Origin of the sequence: Halococcoides cellulosivorans (assembly GCF_003058365.1) — an archaeon.
Lineage (GTDB): Archaea > Halobacteriota > Halobacteria > Halobacteriales > Haloarculaceae > Halococcoides > Halococcoides cellulosivorans.
The window spans coordinates 1,512,169-1,532,785 of sequence record NZ_CP028858.1; the positions used below are offsets into that span (position 1 = coordinate 1,512,169).

The following is a 20,617-nucleotide window of genomic DNA, read 5'->3' on the forward strand; positions in this document are numbered from 1 at the left end:
GAATACTCGATCGAGATATACGACAGACCGACAGAAGGGTGCGCTCGCTAAACTGTAAGGGGGTCTCGAACGTCGACCCTCAATAGTTAGGTTCCAGACTCGTCGGGGCTCGACACGCCGTCGTCGAAAACCGCATCGAGAACGGTCCCGAGAGCCTGGCGGAGGTGCTGGTGGAACGTCGGTCCGGCGATCTGAAGATCCTCGGCCACCTGTTCGCCACTCGCCTCCCGGGGCCACTCGAAGTAGCCACGGCTGTAGGCGATTGCGAGCACCTCTCGCTGTCTGTCGGTGAGGTCGGCGAGGAGGTGGTCCGGTGGGTCGCGCTGGACGTCAGAGCGCTGGGCGAGGACATCGACGTCGGCGAGGCGATCGGCAAGAGCGTCGATCACCGTCTCGATTCGATCGGCACTGGGCACGTGCAGGCTGATCGCGACCTGCTTCCCGATCGGATCGAAACCAGCGATCGCCACGTCGTGGTCCCGACAGACATCGAGCAGTGGTGACGAATCGACGACGAGTTCGATATTCGAGCCGTCATCCGTCCCCTCACCCGATCCAAGGTGCGTTACCCGATCGACCATCGGAAGGTCCCACTCATCGAGCGCAGTCTCGGGGTCGTCGGTCCGCCCGATCAACCGATAGCCCCCCGACGGGCGCTCGACGACCGTCGAGAGGGAAATTTCGCGGTCGATCAGGCGATCGAACAGCGGATCACCCGCGACGGCGACCGACAGTTCGACCCGACCACCGGATCGAAACGCGCGCCGCCGCTCGACACAATCGATGGCGTACGCGACGACGTGTCCGAGATCGGTCAGCATCGCCTGCTCGTCGGCGTGGAACTGATTCGGTCGCCGACCGTAAACCTCCAGAACACCGCGGCGGGAGTTCTCGTGAGTCAGGGGGACGCAGGCGATCGACTGATAGCCCGCCTCGATGACACCCTGCCGCCAGTCGTGTGGCCCGTCGGCGTCGAGGACGGTCGAGGTGACGACGACCGTATCGTCCTCGATCGCGCGCTGACACGGTGGCCCGCCCGCCAGGTCGGCACCGACAGCCGAGTCGCCATGGCACGCCAGATCACCGCTTTCTGGATCACGATCGACGACGGCGGCCGACCAGTCCTCGACGGCGGAGAGTCGATCGACGACGGCCGATTCGATCGCTCGGCGCGTGGACGCGCCGAGGATCGCCTCGAGGACGTCTCTGATCACGGTTTCGATGCGTTCGATACGATCGAGACGGTCGTGGGCCCGATCCAGATCGGCCGTCGTTCGTTGGAACGAGTCACGAAGGCTGGCGATCTCGATCGCCCGATCGACGTGACGCACCAGCGTGTTCAGGAGCGTCTCTTCGAATGCGATCGGCGCGAACGACGCTGGCCGAACCGAGACGATGGCCCCGAACCCGGCGATCGGAACGACGATCTGGATACAGTCGTCGTCGATCCACGGCGATCCTCGCACTCCAGCGGCGGCCGTCCGATTCTCGCTGGCCAGAAACCCCTCCCAGACCGGATCCGATCCCGATCCGATCCGGGCGGGTGGATCGGCCATACCGCACTCGATACCAGTCCGTGCCGCGCGGAACAGTGCGCCCGCCGACTCGTCCCATCGATACACCACGACCGAGGGGCCGTCACGGATGGATTCGAGCGCCGAGATGATCCGGCGGGGCACGTCCCCGACATCCTCGGCATCGAACAGCGATCGCGACACATCGTACAGGGCGACGAGTCGATCCCGCTGATGGCGCTGGCTGAGGAGATAGCCGATTTCCTGACCCAGAAGCCGTGCGAACGATCGTTCGCGTTCGCTCACGGGCCGATCGCGGGCGACTGGACTGCCGAAACAGACCGTTCCCCACAGGTGACCCTGGAGGACGACCGGCGCGCCGACGTAAGCCTCCAGCCCCGTCGCCTCGACCGCCGGATCGTCCCCCAGTCCGAGCGCCCCGACGTCGTGAATCGCGACGACGCCACCACTCGACTCAACGTTCCGACAGAACGTTGCATCGATCGGCAGGCGTGACCCCCGTTCGAACGCTGCGTCCCCAGAGAGGTGTCGCACCTCGACGGTCGACTCGCCAACGTCGGCCACGAACCCGACATCCAGTCCCAATCGCTCGCGACCGATATCGAGCAATCGTTCGATGGTCTCCTCGAAGGGCTGATGAAGATCCGTCACGGCCTCGTTGACCGCCCGAAGCGCCTCCTCGTTCCGTTCGATTTCGGTTTCTCGATCGACGACGCTACTCACGTCCTGAATCGCGCCCCGGACGTGCGTGACGGTCCCGTCAGATTCGACCGGTTCACCCACGGTCCGAACCCATCGATCGGTCTCCTCGCTCTCGATGCGGGCCTGCAGGTCGAAGCCGACTCCCTGCTCGGTCGCCCACTCCAGCGCCCGTTCGATCCGGTGGCGATCCGCAGTGTGAAACGTATCGAGCGCTTCCTCGAAAGACGGATTTTCGTCGTCCGTGCGTCCGTGCAGTCGGTACTTCTGGTCGGTCCAGTGAACGCGCCGGTCGCTCACGTCGTACTCCCAGGCCCCCACGTCGAGCAGTCGGTGAGACAGCTCGTAGAGATCCGTCCGCCGACCCGGTCCGGGCGGTCCGTCGGGACCGTCCGATCGATCGCGCGCTCGATCGAGACAGCGGTCCAGCCGGTGGGCGAACAGGTCATCGCGATCCGGATCGGTCCAGTCGAGTACCGCCGTCGCCCCCGCATCGATGGCCGCACTGGCCCCACCGTCGTGGACGATGGCGAGAACCGGAACAGCGCCGACCGAATCGATCGTCGAACAGTGGTCGTCTGCGGGGCAGTCCACGACAGCAGCGTCGACCCGCTCGGCGGACAGCCCCGTCTCCGGATCCGCGCCCGTCTCGACAATCGTGGCTGTGGACTCGACGAGGTCGGAGATTTCGCCCGCCCGAGACGAATCGGGGCTGAGCACAGCGACACGACCCCGAGGGCGGGGTTCTTTCGGCGGTCGTTCGGGAGACACACCGGACCCAAACGATGCCGGACGGTTAACAGTTACCTATTTTTCAAGTATTTCTGATATTCAGGTCATTCGCCAGTCACGTCGGCCAACCCATCGATCGGCCGATCGGGCGTCAACTCGTCGAGTTCCGGTGGTGCGCCGAGTTGAGCGTCGAAGTCCTCCGGATCGCGGAGTTTGGTCCGCCCTCGATGGACCGCGATCTCGTCGTTCAGATGGAGTTTGATCGCTTCGAGCAACGCTTCGGCCTCCAGGGGTTGGCCACGACGTTCGAGGTCTTCGACCTCGGCATCGGGCGGCACGTTGAACGCGCGCTGGCAGATGATCGGGCCCTGATCGAGATCGGTCGTCACGTAGTGGGCCGTCACGCCCGCGATCCGGACGCCGTCCTCGATGGCCTGCAGATACGCACTCGCGCCCGGGAAGGAAGGCAACAGCGACGGGTGGACGTTGATGATCCGAGACTCGTACCGGAAGACGACTTCCGGCGAGAGGATGCGCATGTAGCGTGCGAGGACGATCAGGTCCACGTCGTACTCTGCGAGGAGGTCGAGGATCTCGCTCTCGTCGGGCGTGCCTTTCTCGTCGCCCACGTCGTGAAAGGGCACGTCGTACTGGTCGGCGAGTCCTTCGAGATCGCTGTGATTGCCGATGACCACCTCGACGTCCGCGCCCAACTCCCCGTCGGCCCAGGCGTCGAAGATGGCCTCCAGACAGTGCGATTCTTTCGTGACGAGCACGGCGATGCGCTGGGTCTCCCGTTCTTCGGGGAAGCGAACGGTGATGTCGACACCCAAATCGTCGGCCAACGCCTGGATGTCCTCCCGGAGCGTGGCCTCCGTACAGACCATCTCCCGGGTGTCGACCAGCATCGTCATCCGGAACAGTCCCTCACGGACGGCCTGGTCGAGGTCCTCGATGTTGGCCCCGCGCTCAAAGAGTAGCGAGGTCACCTCAGCGATCAGTCCGGTGTCGTCGTCACCGACCACCGTGATTTCGGTGAACTGGTCGGTCACGATTGGGCCCCCACGCGTCGGTACATGCCACCGAGTTGTGGGTAACCGGCACAAAGGGTTTCGCTTTCGGGTGGCCCCGATCGTGGGTGGGCCAACCGACGTCCGCTCTCGATCGGGTCTCGATCAGTACGACTGGACGTCGAGGCCCTCGACGCGGTCGAAGTGATCGACGTTTCGGGTCAGCACTGGTTCGTCTTCAGCCATGGCTGTGGCGGCAATGAGACAGTCTTCGCGATCGATTCGCTCGCCGCGATTCACGAGCTGGCCGGACAATTTTCCGGCCTTCCGCGCGATGGCCTGATCGGCGTCGACCACGTGTTTCGAATCGAGAACGTCGAGAATCCGCTGTTCGGAGCCATTCGCCGTCGAGCGGACGACGCCCTCGTACAGTTCGAGCACCGTGATCGCGGCGACCTTCTGTGGGCGTGACTCGGCTTCGATCAGCTCCAGTCGGCGGAGGGCGTCTTCGTCACCACGGAGCACGTCGACGACGAAGGATGTATCCTGGATCATTCGAACTCCTCGGCGAGTCGGTCGCGTCGCTCGCGCGATTGCGCTCGACCCTCCTCGATTGTGTCTTCGATGTCGGTCGCCTCCTCCTCGGAGAGGATTCCGGCGACCTCGGTCCAGGATCGCTCGCCCGCGAGTCGCTTGACCGTGTCGCTGAAACTCTCGCCCGCTTTCTTCTGAGCCTTGAGTCGCTCGTAGGCTTCCTCGTCGAGCGAGATGGTCTTGGTCGCCATCGTAATACACAGTACTGTATGCACAGGTATAAATGTCGAGGACCGATCGGAGGGCGGTGGAGTACTCTGAGCGCCGCCGACTCCAGCGTCAGTCACGCCCGAGAACCGCCCGGAACCGCTCGCCTGCGGGGTCGTCGCGCTCGATGGCGTCGAGAATCGGGTCGCTCAACCACTCCGAATCGACGTATCGATCGTGGACCGGGAGCCGCTCGTCGAGCGAGACGCCCCCGGCGTCGGCGATGGCCCGAAGTCGGTCGACCGCCGGCCACGCGTGGTCGGGGTTGACGTGGTCGTCGGTGACCGGCGAGACGCCGCCGAGGTCGTCGATCCCACAGTCGAGCAGTTCTTCGGCCGGGAGCAGATTCGGCGGGACCTGCACGCTCACGTCCTCCGACAGCGCGACACGCGCCATCGCGACGACGCGGCGCATGGTCTCGCTATTTGGCGTCGCACCCGACCAGCGGTCGTTCTCCCGCACGGGTTGGACGATCACTTCTTGAATGTGGCCGTGGCGGTCGTGCATGGCGGCGATGGCGGCAAGCGATCGCGCTCGATCGCGCCAGTCCTCACCGATGCCCACCAAAATGCCAGTCGTGAACGGAACCCCCATCTCGCCCGCGAGATCGATCGTGCCGAGGCGACGTGCGGGGACCTTCCCGCGCGGACCGTCGTGAGCGCGGATTCGGGCGGTCGTTTCGAGCATGACGCCCATCGAGGCGTTCAGATCGGCGACCGCCGCGAGTTCCGCACGGGTCTGATCGCCGGGGTTCGCGTGCGGGAGCAAGCCCTCGTCGAGGGCGATTGCACAGGCCCGCCGGAGGTAGTCGTGGATCGTCTCGTACCCCCAGGAGTCGAGCGTGGCGTGGAGGTCCCCATACCGCTCGTCGGGATCGTCACCGAACGTGAACAGCGCCTCCGTACAGCCAGCCTCGGCCCCCTGCCGGCAGATCTCGCGAATGTCCGATTCGTCGAGCAGCGTCGCCTGGCCCGGCGGGTCGTAGAACGTACAGTACGTACAGGTGTACCGACACGCCGTCGTCAGCGGGACGAACACGTTGCGCGCGAAGGTGAGCCGATCCGCCGGGGCGACGTCGTCGGGACTGACCGCACAGAGCGCGTCGACGGTCCGATCGTCGACCAGTCGCTCGGGATCGATGCGTGGACCCGGACGCGTCGCTGGCATGGATCGTCGTTCGCCCGAACGGGCGAAAAGCTGTCCGTCCCGGCCCGACCTGTCGCGATCGCGGTCAGTCCTCGACGATCGGTTCGAAGCGATCGTCCGTCTCCCTTTCAGCGTCGGTCTCCGCCGTCGTCTCGTCGCCAGTGTCGCTCACTCCGGTCCCACGGGCATCGCCGTCTCGCCAGGTGCCGCGGCTGAACCAGCCCAGTGCGATCACCGCGCCGACGACGTTCGAGACGACGAACGCGATCCAGATGCCCGTCTCTTCGAGCGGCGTCATCGCGAGGACGGCCGCGACCGGGAGGCGCACCCCGGCGAGGACGCCCACCGCGATGATCGCCGCGATCACGGTCTTGCCCGCGCCACGGAACCCACCGCCAAAGGCTCGCATGATCCCGATACAGCCGAAAGAGAGCGCAGTCACGCGCAGGAAATCCGTCCCGACGTCGACGACGGCGGGGTCGTCGGTGAACACCGCGACGATCGGGCGGGGGACCAGAAAGATCGCAACACCGACCGCCGAGAGCACGGCAAAGAGCCCACCCGCCGCGAGGTAGTTCGCCCGGGCCGCCCGATCTGGCTGCCCCGCACCGATGTTCTGGCCCGTCATCGTCTCGACGCCACGGGCGACCGCGACCGCAGGCAGGAAGATGACCGAGAACACCCGCGTGCCGATCCCGTATCCCGCGACGACTTCCGTCGAGAACAGGCCGACGACCACGAGCAAGAGGTTGACCGAGACCGCTCGGCCGGTGCCCTCGATCGACGCCGGAATCCCGAGACGGAGGATCGTCCGGAGATAGGACAGATCGGGGATCATGTCGCGCGCCCGGATGCGGACGCCACGCCACCCCGAGGCCATGATCGCGATGCCGACGAGCATCGCGAGACTCCGCGAGAACACCGTCGCCACCGCCGCGCCCTGGATGCCCATCTCGGGGAACGCGACCGTCCCCACGAGCGGGGCGGCCTCCACGAGCGTCCAGCCGTTGATGAGAAACGGGTCGAGCGCGACGTTGAGCACGACCGTCCCGAACATCACGATCATCGGTGTGATCGTGTCGCCGACCCCGCGCATCAGGGAGATGAACACGAAGAAGCCGAACATGAACGGCAGGCCGAGCGCGATCACCTGCATGTACGCGGTCGCGCCAGGCAAGACCGTGGGCGACGCACCGAGGAGATCGAGGTAGGGTCCGACGAACGGATAGCCGACCAGTCCGACGACCGCAGAGACGCCGATCGCGAAGGTCACCGTCTGAGACGCGGCGTACTCGGCCTCGCGTGGCTCGTCGGCCCCGGTATGCTGGGCGACCAGGATCGATCCCGCGACGGCCAGGCCCATCCCCAGCGAGATGAGCAAAAACACCATCGGAAACGCAAACGAGATCGCCGCGAGTGCCTCCGTGGAGTACTGGCCGAGCCAGTAGGTGTCCGCGAGGTTGTACGCCGTCTGGAGCAGGTTCGTCACGACGATCGGTGCCGACAGCACGACCAGCGGTTTGAGAATGCCGCCCTCGGTGAGATCGACCTGCCCGAACGTCGACTGACTCATCGATCGCCCCCGGGCGTCCAGTCGAGTCGATCCGCGAGATCGACCTCGATCGTCGCTCGCGTCGTCGCGGGATCCTCGTCGAGTGCGACCGCGCGAACGAGTGCGCCGTCGATCGCCGTTACGACGCTCCGCGCGACGGTATCGGGGTCGGCCGCCGCGAACTCCCCGGCGTCGACCCCCTCCCGAACGGCCCCGGCGACCGCCTCGTGAAGGCGGTCGTCGAGGGCGCGAAATCGCCGTCGATAGTCGGGTTCGTAGGGGGCCCGCGCCTTGAGTTCGACCAGTGCCGTGCCGAACCCACCGTCCGGGCCGCCCGCCGGGTCGAAGACGGCGTCCAGAACGCCCTCCAGACGGCGCTCGGGCGGCGCGTCGGCGTCGGGAAGCCTGGCTTCGAAACGGTCGATTCGATCGTCGAGAAACGCGGCCAGCAGTGCGGCTTTCGTGTCGTAGTGGTAGTGGATCGCCGCCGAGGACACCGCGGCCTCGTCGGCGATATCCTCGACCGTGAGATCCGCGAGGCCGTGCTCACAGAGAGCCCGGCAGGTCGCCTTCATGATCTCGTCGTCCGGGTCGTCCATATCGAACTTACTGACTGGTCAGTCAAAAGCCCGGCGCGAGAGGCCGTCTCGTGACAGTCGACCCCACGCACACTCAGTCAGGAACGCTCGACGGTGACGCGTCCGCCGTCGGCGCGGAGGGTGACGCCGTGAGTGCGGAGCCACTCGTGGACCCGACCGCTGCCGTGCAGCAGGACTTCCACCAGATCGCTCGGTTCGTCGATATCGGTCGCGAGACGCATCGAATCGACCGTCGTAGTGGACGCGCCGACCGCCCGAGCGGCCGCGCGGTGGTCCCGGCAGGAGACACCGTGGTAGTCGACCCGAACGTCCGGTTCTCGCACGAGCAGCGCGTTCGTCCCACCGCCGCGTCCGGGGGCGACCACCACGTCGCCCGACGTCGCGCGGAAGCGATCGAGTGCGTTGGGCGTGAGAATCCCGAGATCGGCCATCACGATCGCACACGGGCGTTCCCAGTCGTCGAGGACGCTATTTACCGCCGCCGACAGCGAGCGGTCGTCGACGCGGACGGTCGCGTCCGACCGATCGACCGGTGCGGTCGCGAGCACCGTCGGCTCGAAGCCCGCCGCGTGGAGCGCCTCGACGACGTGATCGAGCATGACGTCCGCAAACGCGCGGCGCTCGTCGGCGTCGAACAGCACGGACAAACGGGTTTTCGGGTCGCGAGCGTCGAACGGAACGATTGCGCGCATCCGCTAGCCGAGACGGTCGTAGTCGTCTTGCTGGGAGCGCCAGTAGTAGATGCCGCCCACGAGTGCGAAGATCACGAGGAGCGCGACGACCCCGATCGCGACGTTGCGCATCATCTGGCCCTGTTGGGCCCCGCTCCGTGCGCTGTCCGCCAGGCTCTGGGCGTTCTCGAAGTTCGCGTTCTCGAACGACGAGACCGCACCCTGGAAGTCGCTGCCAGCGGCGCCGGCATCGGCGGCAGCGTCGATCGCGTCGCGCGCATCCGAACTCTCGGCGGTGTAGTGGTGGATCTCGTCGGCGTACAGTTCGTTCTCGTTCTGGCCGGTGACCGAGGTCAACTCGATCGCGGTGAACGTCTGGGCCGGATCGTAGCTGTACTCCTCGACCGCGGGAACGGTCCCGGTGATCGAGACGATCACGCGCTCGTAGTTCTGATCGCCCGCGATCTCGGCCTCGAAGGACTGACTCCCCTCGACGAACGAGGTGTCACTCTCGCCGCTGGGTTTGACCATCTCGATGTCCCAGCCGGTGACGTTTTCGAGTTCGGTCGTCCCGTTGAGCGTCCAGCTGGTCGAATCGGAGTACAGCTCCGTGATCTCGTATTCGATCGTGACTTCAGTCCCGACTTCGGCCTCGTCGGGGCCCTGTGACTCTTCGATGGTGACCGCCGCGGCGGTTCCGACCGCGGACAGCGCGACGATCACGACCGCCAGCAGGGCGAGCCCTTCAGAACAACGGATCGAGTTCATCATCGTCGTCTTCCACCAGTTGTTCCAAGTGCTCTTCGCTTTCGGCCCGGATCTCGTCGATGTTGTCCTGGGCCTCGATCGCCACCTGCTGGAGTTCCTTGATCCGCGGAACGTTGTGAACGCCGCTCAGCAGGATGACCGACGCGACGAATCCCGAGTCCGAGACGGGGTAGTCGCCACCGCGGACCTCCATCGATCCGGTCTGCTCTTCGAGCCATTTGCGCCCGCGCTCGATCCCCTTCCGATTGAGGTGCCTGGGTGGGCCAGAGAGGACGAGCAGCGCACGCTCGGCCCCGGTGATCTCACAGGGCAGCGTCAACCGACCGAGCGCGGCCTTCCGGACGAGCGACGTGATGCGATTCGTCGTGTTCGCCGAATCCATGCTGTCCTCGCCCTCGCCGGTGATCTTCGAGAGCAGGCCGTTGGAACTCTGAGCCTCGACTTCCTCGGCGGCGTAGCCGACCGTCGAGACGCCACCGCTCGCGAGGGTGTTGATGATCTCACTGCTGTCGACGACGCTCTCTGCGACTTCACCGTGAGATTCCACCTCGCCCGCACCGAACAGGATGCCGAAGCGTGTCACGATCTCGTCGTTGATCTGTTCGTAGCCCGATTCGACGGACTCGCCAGTCTTGCGCCAGGCGTCGTTGTCGAACACGAGGAGGTTGTCGACCTCACGGACGAACGTCTGGAACGATCGGGCGGCGTTGAGAGTGTAGATCCCACCTTCGTCGCTGCCCGGGAGCACGCCGAGTCCGTAGACGGGTTCGGTGTAGATCCGCTTGAGGTGTTTCGCCAGCACGGGCGACCCACCCGATCCCGTCCCGCCGCCGAGACCGGCGACGATCATGAACGCGTCGACCTCGTGGACCGGAATGTTGTCGACCGCGCCCTGGATCTCGTCGATGTCCTCCTCAGCGATCTCCGCGCCGAGTTCGTTGTCCGCGCCGACGCCGTGCCCCTTTACGCGGGCCTGCCCGATGAGGACGCGATTCTCCTCGGGAACGCGTTCTAACCCCATCAGGTCGGCTTTGGCCGTGTTGACCGCGACGGCCGAGCGGACGATGTTGCTCCCAGTTCGCTCGTCGTATTCGAGGAACTTGTCGACGATCTTCCCGCCGGCCTGGCCGAAGCCGATCATCGCCAGTTTCATGCTAGATGCTCACGTTCCAAGACACAAGTATTCAGCGCATAAATTTTGTGTCCCTCCTCTCAGACCTGAAAACTGGGATCGGTCACCGTCCTGCGGTGGTCTCGCGACGAATAGACGAGCGTCTGGGGATGCCGTACGTGAGTGGCCGTCGAATTCCCGCCGCCTCAGTCGGGCAATCGATCACGGATCGCCGCCAGATCCGGCGGACTGGCGTGTTCTGCGACCCGGTATCCGGCGAGCCCGACGAGCATGAAGGTGGCCCACGCTGCGGGCTGGAGGACGGGCGCGAACTGATAGAGGGTCTCCGCCCCCAGGTATCCCCCGTCTGGCTGGGTCGTCAGCTCCACGACGTACCGGTGGATGTGAACGAAAAACACCGAGAGCACGGGAATCCAGGCGACCCCGTCGGGGCGATCGAGTTCGTTCGCGAGCAGCACGATCGCCGGAACGATCAGGACGATGAGGTCCTGACTCTCCGATTTCGGGGCCAACAACGGGATCGCCGCGACGCCGAGTGCGAACGTGGCGTGCCGCGCGCTGACGGCATCGGCGTCGCGAGCCGCGAGCGTCAGCCCGATCACCGAGAGGATACCCAGGATCTTGACGTGGAGGGCGTACCCACCGAGCAGATACATCGGAGCGTAGGCCGCCGAGGCGTCCCAGGCGTACGGCGGCATGCCCTCGCCCCATCCCTTCCCCCACGTGATCACGTCGAGATACTGGAGGTTCTGATCGATGCCGAACAGAGTCAGCGACAGCAGACCCAGGGCCACGCCGGCCGTCATCGCCCCTGCGAAGCGCTCCCGATCGCGGAGCAGATGGGCCCCAGAGGTCGCGAAAAACAGCTTGAGACTGCTTCCAAGCGTCGTGAACGCACCGCTGGCGAACTTGAACCAGTCTCGCGTCCGCTCGCTCACCGCGCGGTCCTCGTACAGCGACCGATCGGTCTCGGCGCGCTCCTGGAAATAGAAGGCGAAGGCGAGAAACGCGGTGACGAACGTGGCCGTCTGGGCCCACCGGAAGTTTCGGATCGCCGGCTGGAACGCGAAGATCGCGATCAACAGTGCGAACCGCTCCCAGATCCGGAGCCGATAGCCGAGCGTGCGGGCCATCGCCTCGACCCCGACCCACAGGAAGACGATCGACGTGGCCCCGAACAGCATGGCGCCCGGTGTGAACCCCGTGGTCGCGAACGGCAGAAAGTACAGTGCCGTCACCGGCGGATAGAGGAACTCTCCGAAGTAGCCGCCGTCGTCCTGAGGGACGTACATGATCTGGCCCGACTGCCAGCGATCCAACGCCGTCGTATAGGCGCTGAAGTCGTTGAACGTGTAGGGAAGACCGATCTCCATCTGCTGGAGGAAATGCTCGACCGGGAGCCAGCCGAGAAGGGTTACGATCGTCACGACGGAGATGGCGACGAACAGTGGTCGCTCACGCCGGTATTCCCAGAGGTGACCGAGGATCGAAGCCATTATTTGATATCTAACGATCGAGAAAAAAGATCTGACGGAACGCCGACGGTCGACGACCGAGCGGCCACCACCGCGCGAGGGCTCACCGGCGGTCGAGATACGCCTCGACAGTCGTCAACTCACCAGGTTCGAGGTCGAACGCCGCGATGTCGTTGTCCCGTGTCACGTTGTCGGACTGCAAGGAGCGGTACTGATCGAGGCCCATCGGAGCGCCGGGGACCGCGTCAGCGATCGAGAGGCCGATTTTCGCGAGCGCCATCGGAATCGGAACGACGTGGGTCCGCCGCAGGAGGCGCGCCAGCGCCGCGAGCGAGAGGCGCTCGGGGCCACCGATCTCGTAGGTCTCGCCCGCGCGATCGTCGTCGAGCACACAGTCCGCGAGAATCGGCGCCAGATCCTCGACCCAGATCGGTTGGAACTGCATGCGGCCGCCACCGGGCAGCGGCGCGATGCCGGGCGGCGTAATCCGCTTCGTGAACGCGAGGAACTCACCGCCCGCGCCGAAGACGACCGAGGGGCGGACGATCACCCAATCGCGATCGGACTCCCGGACGGCGGTCTCGGCGCGCCCTTTCGCGCGGAGGTAGGCGGTCGCGCCGTCGGGGTCGGCCCCGAGCGCACTCATCTGGACGAACCGATCGACGTCGGCCGCGGCGGCCGCCGCGAGCAGCGTCTCGGTCCCGCCGACGTGGATGCGCTCGTGGGCCGTCGCGCCGCCTCGTGGGGTGCGCAGCGGTGAGAGCGCGACGAGGTTGACGACTGCGTCTCGCCCCTCGGTAGCGGGCTCCACACTCGACGGGTCGGTCACGTCCGCCGCGACCGTCTCGACGCCGTCGGACAGGACGCTCGGGTCGGGGTCGCGAGCCAGCGCCGCGACGTCGTGCCCGCGCTCTGCGAGGACTGTACACAGGTGGCGACCGATGAACCCGTCGCCACCGGCGACGAGGACGTTCATGCCCGAGGTGACTGCCGGGCTGAAGATAAGGCTGCCGGCGACTGCGATCGGCTTCGGCGCTCGGCGGGCCGGGGGCCGGGACCGAGTCGCCGGTGAGCAGGCAAGCGAGCCACTCGCCGGTGGGCAAGCGATCCAGTCGCCGGTCGGCAGGCCAGCCAATCTTCGGTGAGCAGGCGGGCGATCCACGCGATTAAGTGGCCGGCTCACCTCCGACCGATCGATGACTGGGCAGGCCCTGGCCCACGCGTGGTCACCCCCCGGCACGCGTGCCCCTCGGTCCGGAGGCGATCGGTGATGGCCGACTGGACCGAGCGGTATCGCCCCACGACCCTCGACGAGATCCGGGGCAACGACTCGGCCGTTGCCGATCTCCGAGAGTGGGCCGACACCTGGGACGATCACCGCGAAGCCGTCGTCGTTCACGGCTCGCCCGGCGTCGGCAAGACCTCCGCCGCGCACGCGCTGGCGAGCGACGAGGGCTGGCCGACCATCGAGTTGAACGCCTCGGACAGCCGCACGAAAGACGTGATCGAGCGCGTCGCGGGCGAAGCCGCCCGCAGCGGCACGCTCACCGAGGGCGAGGCGGGCCGCCGACTCGTCGTCCTCGACGAGGCCGACAACCTCCACGGTAACGTCGACCGCGGCGGGACGCGCGCGATCACGAGTCTCGTCAAGGAAGCGGAACAGCCGATGGTGTTGATCGCCAACGAGTTCTACGACATGTCACAGGGCCTGCGGAACGCCTGCCGGGACATCGAGTTCCGCGACGTCGGCGCGCGATCGATCGAACCCGTCTTGCGTGACATCTGCCGGAAGGAGGGCCTGGAGTTCGACTCGGCCGCGATCGAGACGATCGCTGAGACCAACAGCGGCGACCTGCGCGGCGCGATCAAGGACCTCGAAAGCGCCGCCGAAGGGGCGAGTGCGGTCACCCTCGACCGCGTCGTCACGAGCGATCGCGACCGATCGGAGGGGATCTTCCCGTACATGGAGTCGCTGTTCAAAGAGTACGAGCCTCAAGAGGCACTCCAGAGTTCCTACGATGTCGACGAGACACCCGACGACCTGATCAACTGGATCGAGGACAACCTCCCCAAAGAGTACGAGGGCGACGCGCTCGCGAGTGCCTACGACTTTCTCGCGAGTGCCGATCGCTGGCTCGGCCGCGTCCAGGCCACCCAGAACTACTCGTTTTGGCGATACGCCGGCGACACCATGACCGCGGGCGTGGCGGCCGCCCGCGACGATTCCGGTGGCGGGTGGACCCGGTACGGCCCACCGAGTTACTGGTCGAAACTCGGGCGGACCAGCGGGACGCGCGCGACACGCGATGCGATCGCCCGGTCGATCGCTCACGTCGAAGGCGTCAGCCAGGCGACCGCGCGCCGAGAGGTCGTCCCCTTCCTCGCGGCGATGACCCACCACTGCCGGAATCGCGATCTGACCGTCGCGATGGCCGCCCGCTACGACATGGACGAACCCCAGGTCGCCTTTGTCACCGGCAGCGGGAAAGACACCAACAAGGTCAGCGATATCGTCGACGACGCCGTAGCGATGCGTGGCGATCCCGACGAGGACGCCCAGCGCGTCGCATCGACCGACACGGGGACCGACTCGGCCCCCCAGACCGCATCGACGACGGCGACCGAGTCGGACGGTTCGGCCGACGCCGAGGGGTCGGCCGACGCCAACGACGAAAACGGGGCCGACGACAGCCAGACCGGACTGGGCGATTTCACCTGATCGCCGCCGCTCCGACCGACCGGATTTAAGCCGCGGGCGGTCGGAGCGTCGACCGATGAGTACGACAGCCGCGGTCGACACGACCGACGCCGAATCGTTCGACTGGCTCACGCTCGACGAGGACGAAGAGGTCCTCTGGGTGGGCGAACCCCACGTCGCGAGCATCGTCCCCGCGCTCGCGATCGGGGTCGTCCTCGCCGTCATCCTGATCGGCATCCCGATCATCGTCGGCGCGTATCTCGGCCGCAAGAACACCGTCTTTCTGATGACGACCGACGGCCTGTATCACAAGAAAGGCATCCTCTCGCGAGACGTCCAGAAGATCGGCTTCGAGAAGATCCAGAACATCTCCTTTTCGCAGGGCGCACTCGGCGCGTCGATCGGATACGGCACGGTCGACATCTCGACGGCAGGCGGCAGCGGCGTCGAGATGCAGTTCCGAGGCGTCGAGGACCCCAAATCGGTCCAGGAGCGCATCAACACCCGTATCCGGCGCGCCCAGGGCCGCGACCACGACGCCGACGAGGACTCATCCGAGGACGTCCTCGACGAGATCCTCACCGAGTTGCGAGCGATTCGCGCGGCGGTCGGGGGCGACCAGGGCGATCGTCCAGCCGACATCGCCGCTGGCGAGCAGCCCACGGGCGAGGAGGCGTGGGCGCCGAAAGACGATCGGGGGCCGACCGACCAGAGCGATGAGTGATGACGCTCGACCCGACTGGCTGCCCGCGACGGACGAACGACTCCAGTACGTCGGTGGCCCACGGACGAAGGCGGCGATCCCGGCGGGCCTGATCGGGGCCGCATTCGTCGTGATGGGCGTCGTCGGTCTGATCGCCCCCGGGCCGATCCCTCGGGCCTGGCCGTTCACGCTGGGCGCGCTCGGCGCGATCGGACTCGGGATCGCGATGCCAGTGTGGACGGTCCTGTGGCTGAAACACACCGGGTACGTCGTCACCGAGAGCGCGCTGTACACCAAGCGCGGTATTCTGGGCCGGACGGTCACCAGCGTCGGCTTCGAGACGATCCAGAACGTGAAGACGAGCCAGAGTGTCACCGGGCGACTGTTCGATCACGGCACGATCGCCGTCGAGACCGCCGGCAGCGGCGGGACCACGTCGATGGAGGGCGAGACCACCCCCGTCGGCCCCGAACTCGCCTTCAAATACGTGAACGACCCGCGATCGATTCAGCGGCTGATCGACACGAGCGCGACGGGTAGTGAGCGTTCGGACGACCGGATCCCCGGATCGACCACCCAGTGGCAGGCCGTGCTCGACGAGGTCCGCGCGTGGCGACGCGCGGTCGAGCAGTCACAGTGAGTGGGCCGGAGCGAGACGACGAGACCGTTCGCGCCGTCCCGCGCCTCAGAAGTCGATCTGTTCGCAGTCCTTCCAGAACCGCCCAGATGGCGATCCGGGCCGGAATCGCGACAGCCAGACCGGGGTCTCCGCGCCTTTTTCGGGCTCTCGGGGGGCTTCCTCGCCACCGAGGTCGGTCGCGACCCAGCCCGGATCGACCGAGTTCGCGATCAGCCCCTGATCGCCGTAGGTCCGGTCGAGTTCGACGGTGAGTGCGTTGATCCCTGCTTTCGACATCCGGTAGGCCGGCATTGCCGACTCGATCGGGTCGGTCAGAATCCCCACACCCGAGGAAACGTTGACGATCCGGCCGCCCGGTCGATCGAGCAGGTGTGGGAGTGCGTGTTTGGCGACCAGCGTCGGGCCACGGAGGTTCACGTCGAGCACGTGGTCGAACGCGTCGGCCTCCAGATCGACGACGCCGTCGCCCGTGCCGCCGACGCCGGCGTTGTTGACGACGATGTCGAGGCGGTCGTTGACCGCGACGATGTCCGCGATCGCGCTCTCGATCGTCGCCTCGTCGGTCACGTCGCATTCGACGGGCGTGACGCCCTCGGGCACATCGTTGTCAGTGTCGCGCACGCCGCCGTAGACCGTCGCCGTCAGGTCCACGAGGCCGGCAGCGATCTCGCGGCCGATCCCACGGTTCGCGCCGGTGACGAGTGCGACCTGTCCAGCGAGGTCGTCGTACAGTTCGGGTGCCATACCGGGGAAAATAGTGGCGGTGGCTTGTGGATGGCGGTCTCGACTACTCCGACCAGGACGCGTCCGAGAGCGTCCGCTGGACGGCGTCGCTGCCGACGGCCTCCGCGAGCGCCATGTAGCCCGCGCGCTCGTGGCCGTCGCCCGCGTTCGCGACGAGGCGGGAGACGATGAACTCCGGGGTGGACTGGCCGATCGAATCGAAGCGGGGCTGGTAATCGACCGCGAGTTCCAGGTCCGGCGTCAACCCTTCGGCAACGATGCCGTCGATCCGTGCGGCGTCGGGCAGCGGCGCGAGGTCGTCGGCCAGGTGGGTGACGAACACGCCCATTGCGTCGTGCCCGACCGTCAAATCGACGAGGCCGTTGAGCAGGTCCGCCGCACTCCCGGGTTCGGTGATCGCCTCGAACTCGTCGACCAGGAGGAGTGTGCGACCCTCGGCGGTCACCGGCGGGACCACGTTTTCGAGCGTCGTCTCCAGGACGCCCGCGTTGAAACTCGCGTGCCGGCGGTGGAAGACGATCCGATCGACCAGGCCGACGGTGGCGTGTTCGGCGGGCACCGGCAGGCCCATGCGCGCGAGCACGGCGACCTGACACAGCGTTTCGAGCAGGGTCGTCTTCCCACCACTGTTCGCGCCGGTCAGGACCGCGACGCGATCGCCCGTCGGCGGACGTGAACTGGACCGACCGGCGGGCAGATCGTGATCACCGACCGCGTAGGTGACCGGCTGGACCGTCGCGCCCGCCGCCGCGAGGTCCAGATTTCGAGCGTTCGCGACGGCCAGGCCCGCCTCGTCGGTGATTGTCGGCGCGGTCAGATCGAACGCCGCCGCGAAGCGAGCGACCGAGAGATCGAGCGCCAGATCGCCGACTGCGTCCCGGGCGCGTTCGACGGTCGCTTCGGTCTCGGCCAGCGTGTCCTCGTGGTCGGCCCGAAGGTCGGCGAGTCGCTCGTCGACGGCCGCGCGCAGGTCCGCCCGGAGCGCGTCGAGCGCGCCCGTGACGAACGCATGCGCGTCGGTCGCCTCGACCTCGGCCGCCGATCGCACGCGGTCGTGATCGACGCCGGTCTCGCTCACCACGTGATCGACGAACGCCGCGCGCACGTCGCCCGCCCGAGCGGAGTCGCGGATCGCCTCGACGGTCGTCTGGGGCGCCGCCGCCAGATCGGCGACCGAATCCCGCTGCTCCCGCAGGGTCGCGAGTCGATCGTCGCTGGGATCGCCCGCGAGCGCGGCGAGCGCTCGCTCGGCCTCGTCGAGGGCCGCGCCGTCGAGCGTATTCAGCGCCTCGACCGCCGGGCCCGAGAGGTCGATCGCGCGGAGCGCGCCGGCGGTCCGGACCGTCGCGCGGTCGCCGTCGAGTCCGCCGTCGGCGAACGCGTCGAGGACCGCGTCGCGATCGGCCTCCGAGAGGCCTTCCCACAGCGAGCGGGCGTCAGCGACGGCGGCCTGGCGGTCCTCGATCGCGGTCCGCGAGTCCAGCGGTGTGAGCACGCGCACGCGATCCGCGGCGCGATCGGAGACGGCGTATTCGGCGATCACGGCGAGCAATCCTTTGTACACCTCGCGAGCGTCACGCGTCGCGAGCAAGTCCATCGCCGCGCCGCCCGCAGCGTAGCGCAGAATGCGTGTCACCCGGCCCGCCGACAGGCCCGCCGCGGTGAGCGTCTCGACGTCGGCCGCTTCGATGGCCTCGCGGGCCCGATCGGCCCCGAGTGCTTCGCGGAGGCGGGCGCTGGTCTTCGGCCCGATCCCCCAGTACGATTCGAGATCCATACGCGGACCTGGGTCGCGGGGCTGAAAAGCAGGGGCGATTCCGGGCGGACAGGCGGCCGTGGAACGATCAGATCAAAAGCTGGCGGCCTCGCGCGCGCGTGGGAGCCCACACCAGACGCGGCGTCGGCGATCAGTCCCGAAAGAGGCCCCGAGCGTGCCGATAGATCGGCGTGTCGAGCCACGAACGATCGGCGGCGATCGTGTCGAGGCGATCGAGGGCGTCCTGTCGGTCGAGGGCGTTGCGCTCGACGAGTGCTTTCAGGACGATGGGCGAGGTGACCACCTCGACAGGGGCCATCGCCTGCAGTTCCGGAAGTGCCCGATGGTCGTCGGTGAGGATCATTCCGGCGTCGATCTCCCTCACGAGTGTCAGGCAACTGGCCTCGCCGGCGTCGATCCGGGCGGTGTCGATCGATGAGTCGGCAACCGAGTGGACACCCAGTTCGTCACGGCAATCGAGCACGGTTTCGGCCGCTCGACCCGACCGGTCGTCGTATTCGGCTGTCGATTCGAGTTCCGCGATCACCAGATCTGTCGTGTGAACCTCGAACTCCTCGACGAGCAGCGCCATCACGTCGCCGCTGGCCAGGGAGACGAGAGCACTCGTGTCCGCGACGATCATTTCTCGTCCCGACCGAGGTCGGCGAGGTCTGCAGCGAGGTCGTCACCACGGTCGAGCAGCGCTTTCGAGGCCCGGATCGACTCCGCGTCCTGTCGTCCGACGACCGACGCGAGCACGTCGAACTCGATCTCGTCGTCGAGAAAGAGCTCCACGACGGCTTCGGCGAACTGCTCGTCGCGCTCGGCGTCTGCGAGGTACTCACGAAGCGCCTCGGAGACGACCTCCGTCCGATTTCGGTGAGTCACTTGCGCCGCGAGATCGGCCTTCTCGACGAGTTCGTCGGGGAGCCGGAAGTTGACACGCGTCGTTCCCATGGTCGTATCTGTACGTACGTTGTACCCACAACCACTTCACCCTTTGGCTGAGGACGCCGATCAGTACCGCCAGGGCACGTCCGAGAAGTCCGGGTCACGCCCTTCGAGGAAGGCGTCCCGCCCCTCTGCGGCTTCGTCGGTCCGGTAGGCCAGCCGTGTGGCCTCGCCGGCGAAGACCTGCTGGCCGATCATGCCGTCGTCGGTCATGTTGAACGCGTACTTGAGCATGCGCATCGCGGTCGGGGACTTGCCCGCCATGGTCTCCGCCCACTCCAGCGCGCGCTCTTCGAGGTCGTCGTGGGCGACGACTGCGTTGACCATGCCCATCTCGGCGGCTTCTGCGGCGTCGTAGGTCTTCCCGAGGAAGAAAATCTCGCGGGCGCGTTTCTGCCCGACCTGTTTGGCGAGATACGCCGATCCGAAGCCGGCGTCGAACGAGGCCACGTCGGGGTCGGTCTGTTTGAATTTCGCGTGCTCGCGGGAGGCGATGGTGAGATCGCAGACGACGTGCAGCGAGTGGCCACCGCCGACGGCCCACCCCGGGACGACGGCGACGACGGGTTTGGGCATGTGTCGAATCAGGCGCTGGACTTCCAGGATGTGAACGCGCCCGCCGTCGCCGGATTCGCCGGCCGAATCGTCGCCCTGCTCAGGCTGGTTCGCTGACTCGTCGTACCCGTAGCCCGCATCGGAGCGGACCGACTGGTCGCCGCCGGCCGAAAACGCCCACCCGCCGTCGTCGGCGGGCCCGTTCCCGGTCAGGAGGACCGTGCCCACGTCGGACTGTCGCTTGGCGTGTTCGAGCGCGCGGAGCAACTCGTCGACGGTCTCCGGCCGGAAGGCGTTGCGCACGTCGGGGCGGTCGAACGCGATTCGAACCGCACTCACGTCGGTCCCGCGGTGGTAGGTCAGATCGTCCAGGTCGAGATCGATCGGCTCCCAGTGGTCGGGATCGAACAGTGCTGAGACCATACGCGGGGACAGAGCCCCGAGACCAAA

20 protein-coding genes are annotated in these 20,617 nt (G+C 66.8%); 3 read left to right on the forward strand and 17 right to left on the reverse strand.

Annotated elements, in window-relative coordinates; all coding sequences use genetic code 11:
- Positions 1–86: 86 nt before the first annotated feature.
- The 12 genes from HARCEL1_RS07460 to HARCEL1_RS07515 all read right to left on the reverse strand — a co-directional run bounded on the left by HARCEL1_RS07460 (position 87) and on the right by HARCEL1_RS07515 (position 13,096).
- A complete protein-coding gene (locus tag HARCEL1_RS07460; RefSeq protein WP_159077054.1) occupies positions 87–2,954 on the reverse strand; it encodes a GAF domain-containing protein in 2,868 nt (955 codons plus the stop codon).
- A gap of 116 nt (positions 2,955–3,070) precedes the next feature.
- Complete coding sequence (locus HARCEL1_RS07465; RefSeq protein WP_108381926.1) at positions 3,071–4,018, reverse strand: formyltetrahydrofolate deformylase; 948 nt, start codon at positions 4,016–4,018, stop codon at positions 3,071–3,073.
- A 123-nt stretch (positions 4,019–4,141) separates the two neighbouring features.
- A complete protein-coding gene (locus tag HARCEL1_RS07470) occupies positions 4,142–4,531 on the reverse strand; it encodes a type II toxin-antitoxin system VapC family toxin (protein WP_108381927.1) in 390 nt (129 codons plus the stop codon).
- Entirely contained in the window at positions 4,528–4,761 is a 234-nt protein-coding gene (locus HARCEL1_RS07475; RefSeq protein WP_108381928.1) for an antitoxin VapB family protein, read from the reverse strand. The genes HARCEL1_RS07470 and HARCEL1_RS07475 overlap by 4 nt, the downstream gene beginning before the upstream one ends.
- An 88-nt stretch (positions 4,762–4,849) precedes the next feature.
- Positions 4,850–5,944: a 7,8-didemethyl-8-hydroxy-5-deazariboflavin synthase subunit CofG gene (gene cofG / locus HARCEL1_RS07480; protein ID WP_108381929.1), complete on the reverse strand. Its 1,095-nt coding sequence runs from the start codon at positions 5,942–5,944 to the stop codon at positions 4,850–4,852.
- Positions 5,945–6,008: 64 nt separating this feature from the next.
- A complete protein-coding gene (locus tag HARCEL1_RS07485; RefSeq protein WP_108381930.1) occupies positions 6,009–7,496 on the reverse strand; it encodes an MATE family efflux transporter in 1,488 nt (495 codons plus the stop codon).
- Positions 7,493–8,074, reverse strand: coding sequence for a TetR/AcrR family transcriptional regulator (locus HARCEL1_RS07490; protein ID WP_108381931.1), 582 nt, complete (start codon positions 8,072–8,074; stop codon positions 7,493–7,495). The genes HARCEL1_RS07485 and HARCEL1_RS07490 overlap by 4 nt, the downstream gene beginning before the upstream one ends.
- 77 nt (positions 8,075–8,151) lie before the next feature.
- Entirely contained in the window at positions 8,152–8,766 is a 615-nt protein-coding gene (cofC, locus tag HARCEL1_RS07495; RefSeq protein WP_108381933.1) for a 2-phospho-L-lactate guanylyltransferase, read from the reverse strand.
- Positions 8,767–8,769: 3 nt separating this feature from the next.
- Complete coding sequence (locus tag HARCEL1_RS07500; protein WP_108381935.1) at positions 8,770–9,513, reverse strand: hypothetical protein; 744 nt, start codon at positions 9,511–9,513, stop codon at positions 8,770–8,772.
- The gene (locus tag HARCEL1_RS07505) at positions 9,491–10,666 is read right to left on the reverse strand and encodes a tubulin/FtsZ family protein (protein WP_108381937.1); all 1,176 of its coding nucleotides are present in this window, start codon (positions 10,664–10,666) and stop codon (positions 9,491–9,493) included. Before HARCEL1_RS07505 ends, HARCEL1_RS07500 begins: the two co-directional genes overlap by 23 nt.
- Positions 10,667–10,830: 164 nt before the next feature.
- Positions 10,831–12,141, reverse strand: coding sequence for a glycosyltransferase family 87 protein (locus HARCEL1_RS07510; protein WP_108381939.1), 1,311 nt, complete (start codon positions 12,139–12,141; stop codon positions 10,831–10,833).
- 82 nt (positions 12,142–12,223) lie between these two features.
- Positions 12,224–13,096 carry a complex I NDUFA9 subunit family protein gene (locus HARCEL1_RS07515; RefSeq protein WP_108381941.1) on the reverse strand — a complete coding sequence of 291 codons (873 nt, stop codon included), beginning with the start codon at positions 13,094–13,096 and terminating at the stop codon, positions 12,224–12,226.
- 294 nt (positions 13,097–13,390) lie between these two features.
- Here HARCEL1_RS07515 and HARCEL1_RS07520 point away from each other — a divergent pair, with 294 nt between their 5' ends.
- The 3 genes from HARCEL1_RS07520 to HARCEL1_RS07530 are packed head-to-tail and all read left to right on the forward strand — an operon-like array spanning position 13,391 to position 16,161.
- Positions 13,391–14,839: a replication factor C large subunit gene (locus HARCEL1_RS07520; RefSeq protein ID WP_108381943.1), complete on the forward strand. Its 1,449-nt coding sequence runs from the start codon at positions 13,391–13,393 to the stop codon at positions 14,837–14,839.
- A gap of 55 nt (positions 14,840–14,894) precedes the next feature.
- A complete protein-coding gene (locus tag HARCEL1_RS07525) occupies positions 14,895–15,542 on the forward strand; it encodes a PH domain-containing protein (RefSeq protein ID WP_108381945.1) in 648 nt (215 codons plus the stop codon).
- On the forward strand, positions 15,535–16,161 hold the full coding sequence (locus HARCEL1_RS07530) for a PH domain-containing protein (RefSeq protein ID WP_108381947.1): 627 nt from the start codon (positions 15,535–15,537) through the stop codon (positions 16,159–16,161). Before HARCEL1_RS07525 ends, HARCEL1_RS07530 begins: the two co-directional genes overlap by 8 nt.
- Positions 16,162–16,206: 45 nt before the next feature.
- Here the strand turns inward: HARCEL1_RS07530 and HARCEL1_RS07535 are convergent, their stop codons facing one another.
- From HARCEL1_RS07535 to HARCEL1_RS07555, 5 genes are all read right to left on the reverse strand, one after another.
- A complete protein-coding gene (locus HARCEL1_RS07535) occupies positions 16,207–16,905 on the reverse strand; it encodes an SDR family NAD(P)-dependent oxidoreductase (RefSeq protein ID WP_108381949.1) in 699 nt (232 codons plus the stop codon).
- A gap of 43 nt (positions 16,906–16,948) precedes the next feature.
- On the reverse strand, positions 16,949–18,682 hold the full coding sequence (locus HARCEL1_RS07540; protein ID WP_108381951.1) for a MutS-related protein: 1,734 nt from the start codon (positions 18,680–18,682) through the stop codon (positions 16,949–16,951).
- Between the two features lie 130 nt (positions 18,683–18,812).
- Complete coding sequence (locus HARCEL1_RS07545; RefSeq protein WP_108381954.1) at positions 18,813–19,304, reverse strand: hypothetical protein; 492 nt, start codon at positions 19,302–19,304, stop codon at positions 18,813–18,815.
- Positions 19,301–19,618: a ribbon-helix-helix protein, CopG family gene (locus HARCEL1_RS07550; protein WP_108381956.1), complete on the reverse strand. Its 318-nt coding sequence runs from the start codon at positions 19,616–19,618 to the stop codon at positions 19,301–19,303. Before HARCEL1_RS07550 ends, HARCEL1_RS07545 begins: the two co-directional genes overlap by 4 nt.
- Before the next feature lie 60 nt (positions 19,619–19,678).
- The gene (locus HARCEL1_RS07555) at positions 19,679–20,590 is read right to left on the reverse strand and encodes a 1,4-dihydroxy-2-naphthoyl-CoA synthase (protein WP_108381958.1); all 912 of its coding nucleotides are present in this window, start codon (positions 20,588–20,590) and stop codon (positions 19,679–19,681) included.
- Between the last annotated feature and the right edge of the window lie 27 nt (positions 20,591–20,617).